Here is a 14648-nt window from a genome sequence, read left to right as displayed (position 1 = left end):
GCTCAGGACAGGCGCGCCAGCAAGCAAGGTGTTTTTGTGTTGTAACCTGAGGTATCCTCAGTTCCCTCTTGGCCCCGCTTCGGCGGGGCTTTTTTCGCTCTTGCAAAGTAGCTCAGAAATCCAGTTGCTCGATGCTTACTCCCAGTGCCGCTGCGATCCGCTCCAACGACAGCGGGCGCAAGCGGGTACTGCGTTCCTGCTGTGCATAAGCCGACTGCGAGATACCTATGCGCGCGGCGACCTCCTGCTGGGTCAGGTTCAGATGCTCGCGCCAGCTGCGCATGGGGGTCCATTGGTGTTCGACCATCATCGCGACGACCTCGTGCGGAACGTAGGCTTCATCCTCTTGAGGGAGCTCCTTGACATAATCCGCATACGGGATCACGACGAAGGCCGGCTTTCCATCGGCCCCGTGGATGATCTGAGTATTAGTACGTGCGTTCATTGCGCTTGCTCACTTCCTCGATAAAGACAATGCGGACAGTTCCGTCGAAGTTGAAGAAGACTCGATAGTGACCAACCCGAAGCCGAAATTGACAAGGATGATTCGTCAGCGATTTCACTTGCTGGCAATGCGGCATCAGTTCCAACTTGGCCGTTGCGTCCTTGATTCTGATTTGATCGGAGCGGTTGATCTTCAATAACTGCCTGATAGCTCTTGGGTGCCACTTGATCGAATTCATGCGCCTTAATTATAAGTCCATTATCAGTATTTACTCAATTTATTAGACCTGGACTTATTTCTCCGAGTCAGCACGCCAGCTTGCCCATGCCTCCCCTCTGCAGCAAGTCTGTCCCTCCATTCTCTGACGACTTCTCGAAAAACCTGAGCTCCGTGCTCAGGACAACACTGGCTCGGCAATTTCCGGAATCAAGCGAATCGGAATCGACTTGGCCGCCGGCACCTTGCTGCCCCGCGCGTGATGGAACAGCGGAATGAGCCGGTTGAGTTCGGGGAAGTAACCCATCACGCAGCCCACCGGAATATCGAAGGGTTCCACGCGCAGATGATCCACGCGGCGCTCCACGCCATCCTCCGAGACCGTCTCGGCCGTCACGAAATCACCTGCCCCCAATCCCTGCTGCTGCAGATCGCGCTGGTTCATCAGCAGCACGCGGCGCGTTCCCCAGACTCCTCGGAAACGATCGTCCAGCGAATACACGGTGGTGTTGAACTGGCTATCCCCACGCGTGGTCATCAGGCGCAGCACGCCCGCCGCATCAGCGGGCATGTCGGGGTCCGGCTCGAATCCCTGCGGGGTCTTGAAGTTGGCCTTGCCATTGGGTGTCGTCCACTGCCGCTCGCGGGCCGCCAGCGGACGCGCAAAGCCGCCGGGCGTCCACATGCGCTCATTGAAGTCACGGAAGATGTCCGGATAGGTCGCTTCGATGGCGTCACGAATCAGGGAGTAATCCCCGACCCAGGCATCCCAGTCCACGTGTGCATTCGCAGGCAGCAGGCGCTTGGCCAGCTCGGCCACGATGGCCGGTTCCGACAGCAGCCGGGGCGAAGCCGGCTCGGCGCGGCCGCGTGAACCGTGCATGCAGCCGGTACTGTCTTCCACCGACACCGCCTGCTCGCCACTGCGCTGGCGATCGATCTCGATGCGTCCCAGGCAGGGCAGCACGTAGGATGTCTGTCCGTGGACCACGCAGGACCGGTTGAAGTGCGTCACCACCTGAACCGTCAGTGGCAGCTTGCGCCAGGCAGGTTCCATCACACCATGATCGGGAATGGCGCGCACGAAATTGCCGCCCAGCATGAAGAAGGCGGACAACGCGCCGTCACGGATCTTCTCGCAGGCTTCCACCGTATTGAGCCCCTGCTCCATCGGCGGCTCGAAATGATAAAGCGCGCGCAGCTTGTCATTGGGTACCATCTGCGGTTTTTCGGTGATACCCACGGTACGCTGGCCCTGCACATTGGAGTGGCCTCGGATCGGGCAGATACCGGCACCGGGCTTGCCGATATTGCCGCGCATGAGCAGCAGATTGGTCAGCATGTGGATGGTGCGCACCGCTTCGCGATGCTGGGTCACGCCCATGCCATACATGAGCATGGCGCGACCGGCACTGGCATAGGTATCCGCAGCCAGCTCCAGCTCTGCACGCGAGACGCCGGCGTGGCGTTCGATCTCGCTCCACTGGGCCGCGCGCGCGGCCGCCGCGAATTCCTCGAAGCCACTGGTGTGTTCCTCGATGAAGGCCACGTCCAGCAGGCGCGGCAAGCCTTCAGTACGGGCGCGGTCGTCGCGTTCCAGGATGCGCTTGGCCATGCCGATGGCGGCGGCAGTGTCGCCACCGATCCTGATCTGCACATATTGCGAACTGATGTCGGTATGTGCGGGGGTGATCATCTCCTTGGGCGATTGCGGATTGACAAAGCGCTCCAGGCCGCGTTCGCGCAAGGGATTGAAGGTGATCACCGGGACGCCGCGCTTGCGCGCCTGCTCCAGTGGATGCAGCATGCGCGGGGCATTGGTGCCGGTGTTGTGACCGAAGAAGAGGATGCACTCGGTCTGCCCGAAATCGTCCAGCGTGACCGTGCCCACCGGTACGCCGATGGTCTGCGGCAGCGCCACCGATGTGGATTCGTGGCACATGTTGGAACTGTCCGGCAGGTTGTTGGTGCCATACATGCGCGCCATGAGCTGGTACAAGTAGGAGGTCTCCAGCGAGGCGCGTCCGGAGGCATAGAACACCACCTTCTTCGGATCCATGGCACGCAATTGCGCGGCGATGTCATCGAAGGCCTCGTCCCACGAGACCGGCAGATAGCGGTCGCTGGCGGCGTCGTATTTCATGGGCTCGGTGAGGCGACCGGTGGATTCCAGTTCGAGATCGTTCCAGCTTTCCATCTCGGCCACGGTATGCCGGGCGAAGAACTCAGGCGTGGCACGCTTGCCGGTGATTTCCCAGGCGGTGGCCTTGGCGCCGTTCTCGCAGAATTCGAACAGATGCGGATCCGCCGGCTTGGCCCAGGAACAGCTGACGCAGGCAAAGCCATCGGGCTTGTTCTGCTTCATCAGGATGCGCGTGCCGGTAGCGATCACGTGCTCCTGCTGCAGAATGGCCCCCAGTGCCTTGACCGAGCCCCAGCCACCGGCGGCGTTGTTGTATTCGTCGAAATGGGCTTGTTCGGGGATATCCTTGGTTTTCATGTCGCTTCTCCGAGCGTGACAGTTTCGTGGGGGGACGCCCTGCGTAATCACCTGGTCGCCCTTTGGCGCGGCGCATGAACATCTTCTGCGTCCGGAGCTTCATGATGAAAGTGACGACGCAATTTGGCTGTAGGCGCTGCACCGATTTTCAGCGCTCCGGATTCCTACAGGCAGCGCTGCGACATGCCCCTGCGCTAATGAATTCCTACGGCAAACACGGCAGCGCGCCGACATCTTGCCAGCGCGAGTACGCGCATACTGCCTCCCATTGCACAGCCTGTGCGCTTGATCTTCTCCCCCGCATCATGATGAGCAGCCCCGCCCGCCGTTACGCTCCACCCTGCCCTTCCTTGCCTGCCGCGCTCGAGGAATTCATCGCGCCCGCCCTGCAGGAAGCCAGCCACGCGCAGCTGCCCATTGTCGCTGCGCGCCTGTTGCGTCAATTGGTGGTGGCGGGACTGGACCGCTTGCCCCTGCCCGGCCAGGGCGAGACGCTGGGTCGCTGGCAAGCGCTGGCCGCCGTCGCCGCTCAGGATCTGTCGCTGGCCAAATTGTTTGAAGCCCATACTGACGCCCTGGCGATCCTGGCCGAGGCCCGGCGGCCCTTGCCGCTGCATTCCATCTGGGCCGTCTGGTGTGCCCAGGGTCGAGCGGGCAGCCTGCGCATGACGGCACAGGGAGATCACGTCATCCTCGACGGCGAGAAATCCTGGTGCTCCGGCGCGACCGCTGTCACCCATGCCCTGCTCGGCCACCGTGACGACGACGACCGCTATTGGCTGCTGGCGCTGGAGCTGGGTCAGCCGGGCGTCACCATCATCGAAGATGACTGGGCTGCCGTCGGCATGGCAGCCACGCGCACCGCGCGCCTGCAACTGCGCAACGTGGTAGCGCAGGTGGTCGGTACTCCCGGCTTTTATCTGGAGCGTGCCGGTTTCTGGCACGGCGGCATCGGCATTGCCGCCTGCTGGTACGGCGCTGCCAGCGCGCTGGTAGCCGCATTGCGACAACGCTTGAGACGGCGCGCCGACAGCCATGCGCTGGCGCGACTGGGCAGTGCGCTGTGCGGCCAGCATGCGGCAGCCACCTGCCTGCGCGAGAGTGCCGCACGCATTGATGCTCATCCACGCGCCAACGCCATGCAGGATGCCCTGCGCGCCCGTCTGATCGTGGAGCGATCCAGCCTGCAGATCATCGATGATCTGGGGGCCGCACTCGGTCCCCATCCCTATTGCGGCAGCCGGCACAGTGCGCGCCTGCTGGCCGACCTGCCGGTGTGGCTGCGCCAGAGCCACGCCGAACGCGATCTGGCGGCGCTGGCCAGCGCCAGTCTTGAAGAGGAGCCTTCTCCATGCCTACTGTGAATGCCACGCCGTCCATCGTGACGGCAGACTCGGCGCGCCATATCGATATCGTCCATGGCACCGCCGAGGAGGTGTGGCAATCCTGCCAGCGCCTGCACGTTCTGCCCGAACTGGAGCTGTGCCACCTGGTGCCGCCACGCTCACGTGCGGTCATCCTGGCGCCGCATCCCGATGACGAAACGCTGGGGTGTGGCGGGCTGATCGCCCGACTGGCCGGCATGATGCGCGAAATCGCAGTAGTGGCCGTCAGTGACGGTGAGCACAGCCATCCTGCGACATCACCCCTGGCCGCGCGCCTGCCCCTGATGCGTGCGGCGGAGAGCCGGGCGGCGCTGGAATGTCTGGGCGCGGGTCAGGCACAGATCCTGCGGGCCAGGATTGCGGACGGCCAGATCGGCCAACATCGGCTGGAACTGAAGGCCTGGCTGATCGCGCAATTGCGCCCTACCGACATCGTCTTTGCACCGTGGCGCCTGGACGGCCATCCCGATCACGAAACCGTGGGCGAAGTGGCCGCCGAACTGGAACACGAACTGGGCTGCAAGCTCGTGGAAGTGCCGATCTGGGGCTGGCACTGGGCGCAACCACTGGGCGGCGAATTTCCCTGGGGCCGGGCGCACAAACTCAGCTTCGATGCCGGAACCGGCATGATGAAACGGCGCGCCCTGCGCTGTTATCACAGCCAGGTCGGGCGCGACGGCCAACGCGATCCGGTGTTGCCGGCCGGCGTGCTGGCGCACTTCGTGCGGCCCTATGAGGTGTTCTTCCTATGACGACAGCGCAGTTTCCGGCCAGCGGCCATTTCGACCAGTTGTACGCGGCCAGCGACGATCCCTGGAAGACGCGCGAGCGCTGGTACGAACAGCGCAAGCGCGCCATCATCGAGGCCATCCTGCCGCGTCGGCAGTGCAATGCCATCTTCGAACCCGGATGCGGCAGCGGTGAACTGACGCTGCAACTGGCGACCCGCTGCCAGTGGCTGATGGCCTCCGATTTTTGCGCGGAAGCGGTGCGTATCGCCCGGGAAAAGACCGCGCACCTGCCGCACGTCCAGGTGCGCCGGCAGTCGCTGCCCGAACAATGGCCGACGGCGGCGCAGGACATGCCGCCGCTGGGGCTGATCGTGTTTTCCGAGCTGTGCTACTACTTCGACGCACCCAACGTGGCCGAGCTGGCGGCACTGGCCGCCGCCAGCCTGGCGCCGCAGGGCCACCTGCTGGCCTGCCACTGGAAGAAGGATTTCGATGACCGCCTGCTGGCCACCCAGCCCATGCACCGGCTCATCGATACCCATCCGCACCTGAAGCGCCAGGCCTGCTATGAAGACGAGGACATCCTGATCGATCTCTGGCGCAGGATCTGATCCAACCTTGATATCGCACGCACACCATCATTCTGGAAGGAGTGAGCATGATCGGCATCGTCATCCCCGCGCACGACGAAGAAGCCACCCTGCACGCCTGCTTGCGGGCCGTACGCAAGGCCGCTTCGCATGCGCAACTGCAGGGCGAGGCAGTACGCATCGTGGTGGTGCTCGACAGTTGCAGCGATGCTTCCGAGGCCATCGCGCGCCGTCACCCGGTGAGGCTGCTGCCGCTGCAGGTCGGCAATGTCGGCGTGGCGCGCCATCATGGCGCCCGCTCACTGATTGCCGAGGGTGCACGCTGGCTGGCCTTTACCGATGCCGATACCCTGGTCTCGCCCGACTGGCTGGCAGCACAGCTGCACCTGAAAGCGGAAGCGGTCTGTGGCACGGTCACACCCGACAGTTGGCACGATCACCCCCCGGAAGTGCAGCAACGCTTCGCGCGCCACTATCGCGACCAGGACGGCCATCACCATATCCATGGTGCCAATCTCGGCGTCAGTGCAGAAGCGTATGTGCGCGCAGGCGGTTTTCCACCGCTGCGCTGTCATGAGGATGTCGCCCTGGTACAGGCCCTGCAGGGCATCGGCGCCCGCATTGCCTGGAGCGCGCAGGTGCGCGTGGTCACCAGCACCCGCCAACAGAGCAAGGCGCGCGGCGGCTTTGGCGACACCCTGCGACGCTGGGCCAGCGAGGACAGTGCAGCCCTCCTGCCGGTTTAGCGCGCGTTGTCTCCTGATCGCACCACCTGCTGCGCCTGCTCGATGCTCACGTGATGATCTTCCACGGTATTGACCAGCCGCTGGCGCCTGGCACGTGAACCGAAGTTGTTGGCGTAGATCCAGGTGAATTCGGCACCCAGCAGGAAGATCTGCGCCGAATAGTAGATCCACAGCAGCAGCAGCGCGAACGACCCGGCCGCCCCGAAGCCCGAGGTCATGCCGGTGCTGCCCAGATACAGGCCGATCAGGTACTTGCCGATGATGAAGAGCACGGTCGTGGCCCCGGCGCCGATCCACACGTCATGCCAGGACAGGGTCACGCGCGGCATGAACTTGTAGATCATCGAGAAGAGCGTGGAGAACACCACGAAGGACAGCACGAAGTTGAGCATCTGCAGCAACAGTTGCCAGCCCTCGAACCAGCCGCCCCACCAGCGTCCCAGCGCCGCCAGCGCCGCACTGACCACCAGCGAGATGATCAGCAGGAAGCCCAGACCGATGATGAGACCGAAGGACAGCAGCCGCGTACGCGCCAGTTGCCACACACCGCTCTTGCGCTTGACCGCGGGGATGCGCCAGATACGGTCCAATGCACTCTGCAGTTCGGAAAACACGGCCGTGGCGCCGATGACCAGCGTCACCACCGAAATGCCGGCGGCGATCATGCCCTCGCGCGGCTGGCTTACCGACTTCAGCAAACCCTGAATGGCGAAGGCCCCTTCGGTACCGACGATGTCGCGGATCTGGTTGACGATCTCGCCCTGCGCGGCGTCGTGGCCGAACAGCATGCCGGCCACCGCGATGGCGATCACCAGCATGGGCGCAATCGAGAAGATGGTGTAGTAGGCGATGGCCGCGCCCATGCTGGGCGCGAAGTCATCGATCCAGGCATTGATGGCGGCCAGGGTCATCTGCCAGGCCTGCTGGGCGCGCGTGCCGCCCCGGATCATCTTGACCTCGGCGGCCGGGTCCAGGTAATCGGAGGGCGCCGGTTCCAGCCTGGCCTTGACGATATCGATGCGGGCCGGCGCATCCGCTGGCAGTGGCGCTTCCTTGTTGCCCTTGGCCGCCGCCGCCCTGGCTCGCGCCGCCCCCTTGCGCCAGGCCGCGATCAGGGGCATGGCCAGGGTCACCACGCGCAAGGCGCGCTCCAGTCCCGCCGGCAGCCCATGGTGGCTGCTGCCGTGGGAGGCGGTCCCGGCGTGCGCGACGCTCTGCCCCGCCGCCTGGCCCGGTAGCGATGAGGCTGCGGCACGCTGCTGGCGGCGCCTGCGTCCCAGCCATAACCCGACGCCGGCACTGAGCAGTGCACCGGCTACCAGGCCACCAGTGGATGGCACGCCACCCTCGACCGGATCAGGGCTGGCTGCAGTATCACGGGAAGCGGGACGAAACGGGTCGGAAGAGCTGCTCATGGAGACCTCGGCTTGACATATTGTTGTGGCAGTGTGACCGATGCGCGGTAATGATTGTTCCTTTTCGTGGGCAGCCCGTCCAGCCCTGTAGGAAGCCGCTGTCGGCGCCCCGGCAAGCAACGCGAAAACGGTGTGCGTGGTATAAAGGATGTCTTGGTGAAAGTCTTCACTGGCGGCATATCGCGTATGAACATTCCACATGAACATCGCCCATGACCCTGCCGCGTGAACATCACCCGTGAACCAGAGCGGCACGCGCCGGTCTGTCTGCATTCTCCCCAGGCCATCGCGCCTGCCCTGCGTTGTCGGCCTCGTTGCCGGAGCGGGCGGCGCCGGCCCTCCCCCAACCTGACGAACGAGGATTGCCCATGTATAAGGACGTACAGCTTTTCATCAACGGCGAATGGACCGCCAGCGCCTCCGGCCGCACCATCGATGTCGTCAACCCGGCGACCGAAGAGGTGATCGGCAAGATTGCCCACGCTGACCGCAGCGACCTGGATCGTGCGCTGGAAGCGGCCAAAAAGGGCTTCGAGACCTGGCGCAACATGTCCGCCTTCGAGCGTTCCAAGATCATGCGCCGCGCCGCCGACCTGCTGCGCGAACGCGTGGACGAAGTGGCGCGCCTGATGACCATGGAACAAGGCAAGCCGCTGGGCGAAGCCAAAATGGAAACCCTGGGCGCAGCCGATACCATCGACTGGTTCGCCGAGGAAGCCCGCCGCACCTACGGCCGCCTGGTGCCGGCCCGCGTGCCGGGTGCCTACCAGATGGTGATCAAGGAGCCGGTCGGTCCGGTGGCCGCCTTCACTCCGTGGAACTTCCCGATCAACCAGGTGGTGCGCAAGCTGTCGGCAGCGCTGGCTGCAGGCTGCTCCATCATCGTCAAGGCTCCGGAAGAAACCCCGGCCTCCCCGGCTGAACTGATCCGCGCCTATGCCGATGCCGGCGTTCCGGCAGGCGTCATCAACCTGGTCTATGGCGTGCCGGCCGAGATCTCGGAATATCTGATCCCGCATCCGGTGATCAGGAAGATTTCCTTCACCGGCTCCACCCCGGTAGGCAAGCAGCTGGCAGCACTGGCCGGCCAGCACATGAAGCGGGCCACCATGGAGCTGGGCGGTCATGCACCGGCCATGGTGTTTGATGATGTGGATGTGGATCTGGCGGCCAAGACCCTGGCCACCTCCAAGTTCCGCAATGCTGGTCAGGTGTGCGTGTCGCCGACCCGCTTCCTGGTGCAGAAGGGTGTTTTCAATGCCTTCGTCGACAAGTTCGTGACCTATGCCGAACAGCTGAAGGTAGGCAATGGCCTGGAAGCCGGCGTGAACATGGGTCCGGTGGCCAACAAGCGCCGCATCCCGGCACTGGAAGCGCTGATCGACGATGCCGTCGCACAAGGCGCACAACTGCGTACCGGTGGCAAGCGCATGGGTGACAAGGGTTACTTCTTCCAGCCGACCGTGCTGACCAACGTGCCACTGCATGCCCGCGTGATGAATGAAGAGCCCTTCGGCCCGCTGGCCCTGATCAATTCCTTCGAGACCCTCGATGAAGTGATCGCCGAAGCCAACCGCCTGCCCTTCGGTCTGGCCGCCTATGCCTTCGCCAAGTCGGCCCACACCAAGCACGCCCTGGCCGCGCGCGTGGAAAGCGGCATGCTGACCATCAATCACCTGGGCCTGGCGCTGCCGGAACTGCCTTTCGGCGGCGTCAAGGACAGCGGCTACGGTTCCGAAGGCGGCACCGAGGCCATCGAGGCTTACATCAATACCAAGCTGGTGACGCAGCTCGATGTGTGACGGCTTGAGTTGATGGGCTGATCGCCCTGCGCGATCAAAAAAAATCGGCGGACCTGCAAGGGTCCGCCGATTTTCTTTTGGCGCTACGCTTTTTATTCTTCGCCACCGCCACCCGAAGGCGGCACCAGGATATCGCGGCTGCCATTGCGCGACATGGCCGAGAGTACACCGGCCGTTTCCATCTGCTCCACCAGACGCGCGGCGCGGTTGTAGCCGATGCGCAATTGCCGCTGCACCGAGGAGATGGAAGCTCGCCGCGTCTTGAGCACGAAGGCCACCGCTTCGTCGTAGAGCGGATCGGATTCTGCATCGCCGCCCTCGCCACCGGCGAACATGTCGGCCTGGGCCGTGTCCTCGGAAATCGGCGGGGCCAGGATTTCCTCGATATAGCGCGGCTCACCGAAGGACTTCAGGTACTCCACCACACGGTGCACCTCCTCATCGGATACGAAGGCGCCATGCACCCGCTGCGGATAGCCCGAGCCCGGCGGCAGGAACAGCATGTCGCCATGGCCCAGCAGGGATTCGGCCCCCATCTGGTCCAGCACGGTGCGCGAGTCGATCTTGGAGGAGACCTGGAAGGCCACGCGAGTCGGGATGTTGGCCTTGATGAGACCGGTGATGACGTCCACCGAAGGACGCTGGGTCGCCAGGATCAGGTGGATGCCAGCCGCGCGCGCCTTCTGTGCCAGACGCGCAATCAGTTCTTCCACCTTCTTGCCGACCACCATCATGAGGTCGGCCAGTTCGTCGATGACGATGACGATGGTCGGCAGTTTTTCCAGCGGCTCGGGCGCGTCGGGGGTGAGGCTGAAGGGATTGGGGATTTTCTCACCCCGGGCTGCGGCTTCATCGAGCTTCTGGTTGTAGCCGGCCAGGTTGCGCACGCCCAGCTTGGACATCTTCTTGTAGCGCCGCTCCATCTCTTCCACCGCCCAGTTCAGCGCATGCGCGGCTTCACGCATGTCGGTCACCACCGGCGCCAGCAGGTGCGGGATGCCTTCGTAGATCGACAGTTCCAGCATCTTGGGATCGATCATGATCAGGCGCACTTCCTCGGGCGTGGCCTTGTAGAGCAGCGAGAGGATCATCGCATTGATGGCCACCGACTTGCCCGAACCCGTGGTGCCGGCCACCAGCATGTGCGGTGCGCGCGCCAGGTCGGTCACCACGGGCGTGCCGGTGATGTCCTTGCCCATGGCAATGGTCAGGTGCGAAGCCGACTTGCGATAAGCCTGCGAATGCACGATCTCGGAGAGCTTGATCATCTGTCGACGCGCATTGGGCAGTTCCAGGCCCATGCAGGTCTTGCCGGGAATGGTCTCGACCACGCGGATGGACGTCAGGCCCAGGGCGCGCGAAAGATCCTTCATCAGGTTGACCACCTGGGCGCCGCGCACGCCTTGTGCGGGCTCGACCTCGAAGCGGGTGATCACCGGACCGGCCTCGGCGCCCAGCACCGTGACCGGCACCTTGAATTCGCGCAGACGCTGCTCGATCAGGCGACCGGTTTCCTGCAATTGTTCGGGGTCGACCTCGATGCGCGATTCGGGCACTTCATCGAGCAGATCCAGCGAGGGCAGCGGGATGTCCACATGCGGCTCGTCGATATCGTCGACCCCCCTCTGCGATGCCATCGCGACCGCTTGCACATGGGCGGGGGCCGGATCGGGCATGCGTACCGTGAAGGCCGGAGCAGGCTGGATGGGCGGCTGTTCGGGCGCCGGGTCGGGCAGCATGTCGAACCAGGGAGCGTTGAAGGTGCCCAGGTCGATGGGTTCCTGCGGTTCGGGCATCGGTGCCGAGAAGGGCGGCACGGCGGGTGCGACGACCGGCGGCGGCACCGGAACCGCAGCGGGCAGCGGCCCCAGGGATGGCGGCAGCGGCTGTCCCTGCGGGCTCAGAGGCACGATGGGCGGCAACTGCGGTTGCGGTTGCGACGGCAGCAGCGCGGCCGTGTCCTGCTCGCCGCTGCTCTGCTGCAGCGAACGCATCAGGCGCGTGGGTACCACATCGGCGCGCTCGGCTGGCTTGTCTGCCGCACTCCCCGCCTCAGGGGTACGACCCACGCTGCTGATGCGAATGCTGCGGGTAGGCTGGGCCGGTGCCGGATTGCCGCGCGCAATGGAGGGCGGAATCGGACGGATCGGCGGGGATGGCGTGGCCGCGCGCGACAGGCTGGCATCGGCTGCGGCACTGGCCGCCGAGATGGCACGACTGGCAGCAGCACGCGCCAGCATGGCTTCGGTCGGACGCAGGCTTTCGAAGGCGGCCCATTCGGATTCCGGACGCGGCTTGGCGGCGGGCCCCGCCTGACGCGCATTGAGCGAGGGCCACTTGCCGCCCTGCGCGCTGCCGGTGGGCGTGGCCTGGGCGTTGCGGCTGCCGCCGGTCAGGGCCGACAGGGGGACTTTCCAATCGTCGCGCGGCGCTTGCTCGGCCGGACGTTCGGGTGTCGGGGCCGGCGTCAGGCGCGCCGGACGGGGACGCGGTGCGAAGGGCGAGGCAGGCGGTACGCGCTTGGCAGCGGCCGACGAGGGCGCGCGCGGCAGCGGTGCCCGGCGTTCCGAACCCGGCGGGAAGCTGTTGCGAGATGGGCCAGCACTGCCGTGATGACCGCTCATGCGTACCCGTTCGCTTTCGATGCTGCCGCGGCGCGGCGGCCCGAGGTCCAGCTCCGGATGCTCATCGCGCCCCACAGGGGCGCTGCGACCGAACATCGCGCTCAACACCCATTTCAATCCCAGCGCCAGCAAACCCAGCATCAGCACGGCGGCGATGCCACGGCTGATCTTGCCGCCCAGCGCATCCATGAGGGCCGCGCCCAACAGAGCGGCCCCCGGTCCTTCATCGCCGGAGACCAGTTGCGAACGCACCAGCGACTCGACCGCACTGCTGGCCCCCAGCAGCAGCAGGCTGCCGCACCACAGGCGAATGGCACCGCGCCCGCCGAAGATGGACTTGCGGCCGAGCGCGCGCGCTACCGTGCGCAGCAGCAGCGGCAGCAGCCAGAGGACCGACCAGCCAAACCATTTGACGAAAATCATGCTACTCCCAAACTCCACCGGCCTGGCAGCGCCAGACGGCCTCGTGAATCCATACGGTGCAAGCTATTGCTGCATCGCAGGCTGCGAGTGTAAACCAAACCGGCGCCCTGCCGCCGCACATCGGCTGGCCTTTTGGTGCAGAGCACGCCCGGCCTCAACGGCCATGACAATGGCAATCCATCACGTGATCATTGATCACGCCCACGCCCTGCAGATAGGCATAGATGATGGTGGACCCGACAAACTTGAAACCGCGCCTGGCCAGTTCCTTGGAAATCGCATCCGACAGCGGGGTCTTGGCCGGACAATCCGCCAGCGAGGCCCAGCGGTTGACGATGGGCTGGCCATCGACCTTGCCCCACAGATAGGCGTCGAGCCCGCCCACTTCCTCGCGCAGTTGCAGATAGGCACGCGCATTGCCGATGGTGGCGGCCACCTTCAGGCGGTTGCGCACGATGCCGGGATTGGCCAGCAATTGCGCCACCTTTCGCTCGTCATAACGGGCGATCTTCTCGGCATCCCAGTCGTCGAAGGCGGCACGGTAGCTTTCGCGCTTGTTGAGCACGGTCTCCCACGACAGCCCGGCCTGGGCTCCTTCCAGGTTGAGCATCTCGAAGAGGCGCCTTTCATCGTGGCAGGGCACCCCCCATTCGTGGTCGTGATACTGCACATAGCGCGGATTGGCCAGGTTGACCCAGCCGCAGCGGACAGGTGTTTGCGTCATGATCATGTTGCTTTCTTCATATCGGCCAGATCAGACCGGCCACAGCGGCGGCTCATCCATCAGCGCGATCTGTTCGCGCAGCTCCAGGATACGATCCTGCCAGTATCGTTGGGTATTGAACCAGGGAAAGGCTACCGGGAAGGCCGGATCATCCCAGCGCCGCGCCAGCCAGGCGGAATAATGGATCAGGCGCAGGGTGCGCAGGGCTTCGATCAGATACAGCTCGCGCGGCTCGAATTCGCAGAAACTTTCATATCCCGCCAACAGGTCGGCCAGTTGGCCCACCATCTCGCGGCGCTCCCCCGAGAGCAGCATCCACAGGTCCTGCACGGCCGGACCACTGCGGCTGTCATCGAAATCGACGAAGTGCGGGCCGGCATCGGTCCACAACACGTTACCGACATGGCAATCCCCATGCAGGCGCAGCGTGCGGATCGCCCCGGCCCGATCGTAGCAGCGACGCACGCCGTCCAGTGCCTGCTGGACCGTGGTGCGCCAGGCGGTGGCCACATCCATCGGGATGAAATCATGCGCCAGCAGCCAGTCGCGCGGTTCTTCGCCGAAGCTGGTGATATCCAGCGCGGGGCGGGCCGCGAAAGGACTGCGCAGGCCGACCGCATGGATGCGGCCAATGAAGCGCCCCAGGCGCTCCAGGGTATCGGCGTCGTCCAGCTCGGGCGCGCGGCCCCCATGGCGGCGGAAAACGGCGAAGCGGAAACCGGCATGGCGATGCAGGGTAGCGCCGTTGTCCAGACGCATGGCGGGCACCACCGGCACCTCTTCGTCGGCCAACTCCTGTGAAAATGCGTGTTCTTCGAGGATCTGCCCCTCACTCCAGCGCAAGGGACGGTAAAACTTGGCCACCAGCGGCGGGCCGTCCTCCATGCCGACCTGGTAGACGCGGTTTTCATAGCTGTTCAGGGCCAGCAGGCGACCATCGCCATACAGGCCCAGCGCATCGAGGGCATCGAGCACCGTATCGGGCGAGAGCGTGGCGAAGGAAGTGGCGTCGGGCAGATCGGGAGCGGGGGCGGCGGGATTCATCCG

12 protein-coding genes are annotated in these 14648 nt (G+C 64.7%); 5 read left to right on the top strand and 7 right to left on the bottom strand.

Translation table 11 applies throughout. The annotated features are described in order from the left end of the window. Positions 1-112 precede the first annotated feature (112 nt). The 3 genes from GWL_RS04120 to GWL_RS04110 form a co-directional block, all read right to left on the bottom strand. The gene (locus GWL_RS04120; protein WP_034350035.1) at positions 113-445 is read right to left on the bottom strand and encodes a helix-turn-helix domain-containing protein; all 333 of its coding nucleotides are present in this window, start codon (positions 443-445) and stop codon (positions 113-115) included. Then, positions 429-683 carry a type II toxin-antitoxin system RelE/ParE family toxin gene (locus GWL_RS04115; RefSeq protein ID WP_034350033.1) on the bottom strand — a complete coding sequence of 85 codons (255 nt, stop codon included), beginning with the start codon at positions 681-683 and terminating at the stop codon, positions 429-431. The genes GWL_RS04120 and GWL_RS04115 overlap by 17 nt, the downstream gene beginning before the upstream one ends. A gap of 156 nt (positions 684-839) precedes the next feature. Further along, positions 840-3161, bottom strand: coding sequence for an FdhF/YdeP family oxidoreductase (locus GWL_RS04110; protein WP_008326994.1), 2322 nt, complete (start codon positions 3159-3161; stop codon positions 840-842). 308 nt (positions 3162-3469) lie between these two features. On the opposite strand from GWL_RS04110, the gene GWL_RS04105 reads away from it, so the two are divergent. The 4 genes from GWL_RS04105 to GWL_RS04090 are packed head-to-tail and all read left to right on the top strand — an operon-like array spanning position 3470 to position 6613. After that, positions 3470-4525, top strand: a complete 1056-nt coding sequence (locus tag GWL_RS04105; protein WP_034350513.1) for an acyl-CoA dehydrogenase family protein — start codon at positions 3470-3472, stop codon at positions 4523-4525. Continuing rightward, the gene (locus tag GWL_RS04100) at positions 4513-5298 is read left to right on the top strand and encodes a PIG-L deacetylase family protein (RefSeq protein ID WP_050978067.1); all 786 of its coding nucleotides are present in this window, start codon (positions 4513-4515) and stop codon (positions 5296-5298) included. Before GWL_RS04105 ends, GWL_RS04100 begins: the two co-directional genes overlap by 13 nt. Next, positions 5295-5888, top strand: coding sequence for an SAM-dependent methyltransferase (locus GWL_RS04095; RefSeq protein WP_008326982.1), 594 nt, complete (start codon positions 5295-5297; stop codon positions 5886-5888). The genes GWL_RS04100 and GWL_RS04095 overlap by 4 nt, the downstream gene beginning before the upstream one ends. Positions 5889-5935: 47 nt before the next feature. Next, on the top strand, positions 5936-6613 hold the full coding sequence (locus tag GWL_RS04090; RefSeq protein WP_008326981.1) for a glycosyltransferase family 2 protein: 678 nt from the start codon (positions 5936-5938) through the stop codon (positions 6611-6613). On the opposite strand, the gene GWL_RS04085 is transcribed toward GWL_RS04090, so the two are convergent. Continuing rightward, complete coding sequence (locus GWL_RS04085) at positions 6610-8028, bottom strand: YihY/virulence factor BrkB family protein (protein ID WP_008326980.1); 1419 nt, start codon at positions 8026-8028, stop codon at positions 6610-6612. The genes GWL_RS04090 and GWL_RS04085 overlap by 4 nt on opposite strands. A gap of 368 nt (positions 8029-8396) precedes the next feature. Between GWL_RS04085 and GWL_RS04080 the strand changes: the two genes are divergently transcribed. Continuing rightward, positions 8397-9830: an NAD-dependent succinate-semialdehyde dehydrogenase gene (locus GWL_RS04080; protein WP_008326977.1), complete on the top strand. Its 1434-nt coding sequence runs from the start codon at positions 8397-8399 to the stop codon at positions 9828-9830. Between the two features lie 92 nt (positions 9831-9922). Here the strand turns inward: GWL_RS04080 and GWL_RS04075 are convergent, their stop codons facing one another. The 3 genes from GWL_RS04075 to GWL_RS04065 form a co-directional block, all read right to left on the bottom strand. After that, positions 9923-12877 carry a DNA translocase FtsK gene (locus GWL_RS04075; RefSeq protein ID WP_008326976.1) on the bottom strand — a complete coding sequence of 985 codons (2955 nt, stop codon included), beginning with the start codon at positions 12875-12877 and terminating at the stop codon, positions 9923-9925. 154 nt (positions 12878-13031) lie between these two features. Then, complete coding sequence (locus tag GWL_RS04070) at positions 13032-13601, bottom strand: DNA-3-methyladenine glycosylase I (protein ID WP_034350509.1); 570 nt, start codon at positions 13599-13601, stop codon at positions 13032-13034. A gap of 30 nt (positions 13602-13631) precedes the next feature. Beyond that, positions 13632-14645, bottom strand: a complete 1014-nt coding sequence (locus GWL_RS04065; protein ID WP_008326974.1) for a serine/threonine protein kinase — start codon at positions 14643-14645, stop codon at positions 13632-13634. Positions 14646-14648: the final 3 nt, after the last annotated feature.

The sequence above is a fragment of the Herbaspirillum sp. GW103 genome (assembly GCF_000261365.1).
In the GTDB taxonomy this organism is placed as follows: domain Bacteria; phylum Pseudomonadota; class Gammaproteobacteria; order Burkholderiales; family Burkholderiaceae_D; genus Herbaspirillum.
Note: the sequence above shows the minus strand (reverse complement) of the source record. Positions and strands in the feature narration are given on the sequence as shown.

Coding starts and splice junctions, on each gene's coding strand:
- GWL_RS04120 (WP_034350035.1), bottom strand. CDS start 445: ATGAACGCACGTACTAATACTCAGATCATCCACGGGGCCGATGGAAAG.
- GWL_RS04115 (WP_034350033.1), bottom strand. CDS start 683: ATGAATTCGATCAAGTGGCACCCAAGAGCTATCAGGCAGTTATTGAAG.
- GWL_RS04110 (WP_008326994.1), bottom strand. CDS start 3,161: ATGAAAACCAAGGATATCCCCGAACAAGCCCATTTCGACGAATACAAC.
- GWL_RS04105 (WP_034350513.1), top strand. CDS start 3,470: ATGAGCAGCCCCGCCCGCCGTTACGCTCCACCCTGCCCTTCCTTGCCT.
- GWL_RS04100 (WP_050978067.1), top strand. CDS start 4,513: ATGCCTACTGTGAATGCCACGCCGTCCATCGTGACGGCAGACTCGGCG.
- GWL_RS04095 (WP_008326982.1), top strand. CDS start 5,295: ATGACGACAGCGCAGTTTCCGGCCAGCGGCCATTTCGACCAGTTGTAC.
- GWL_RS04090 (WP_008326981.1), top strand. CDS start 5,936: ATGATCGGCATCGTCATCCCCGCGCACGACGAAGAAGCCACCCTGCAC.
- GWL_RS04085 (WP_008326980.1), bottom strand. CDS start 8,028: ATGAGCAGCTCTTCCGACCCGTTTCGTCCCGCTTCCCGTGATACTGCA.
- GWL_RS04080 (WP_008326977.1), top strand. CDS start 8,397: ATGTATAAGGACGTACAGCTTTTCATCAACGGCGAATGGACCGCCAGC.
- GWL_RS04075 (WP_008326976.1), bottom strand. CDS start 12,877: ATGATTTTCGTCAAATGGTTTGGCTGGTCGGTCCTCTGGCTGCTGCCG.
- GWL_RS04070 (WP_034350509.1), bottom strand. CDS start 13,601: ATGACGCAAACACCTGTCCGCTGCGGCTGGGTCAACCTGGCCAATCCG.
- GWL_RS04065 (WP_008326974.1), bottom strand. CDS start 14,645: ATGAATCCCGCCGCCCCCGCTCCCGATCTGCCCGACGCCACTTCCTTC.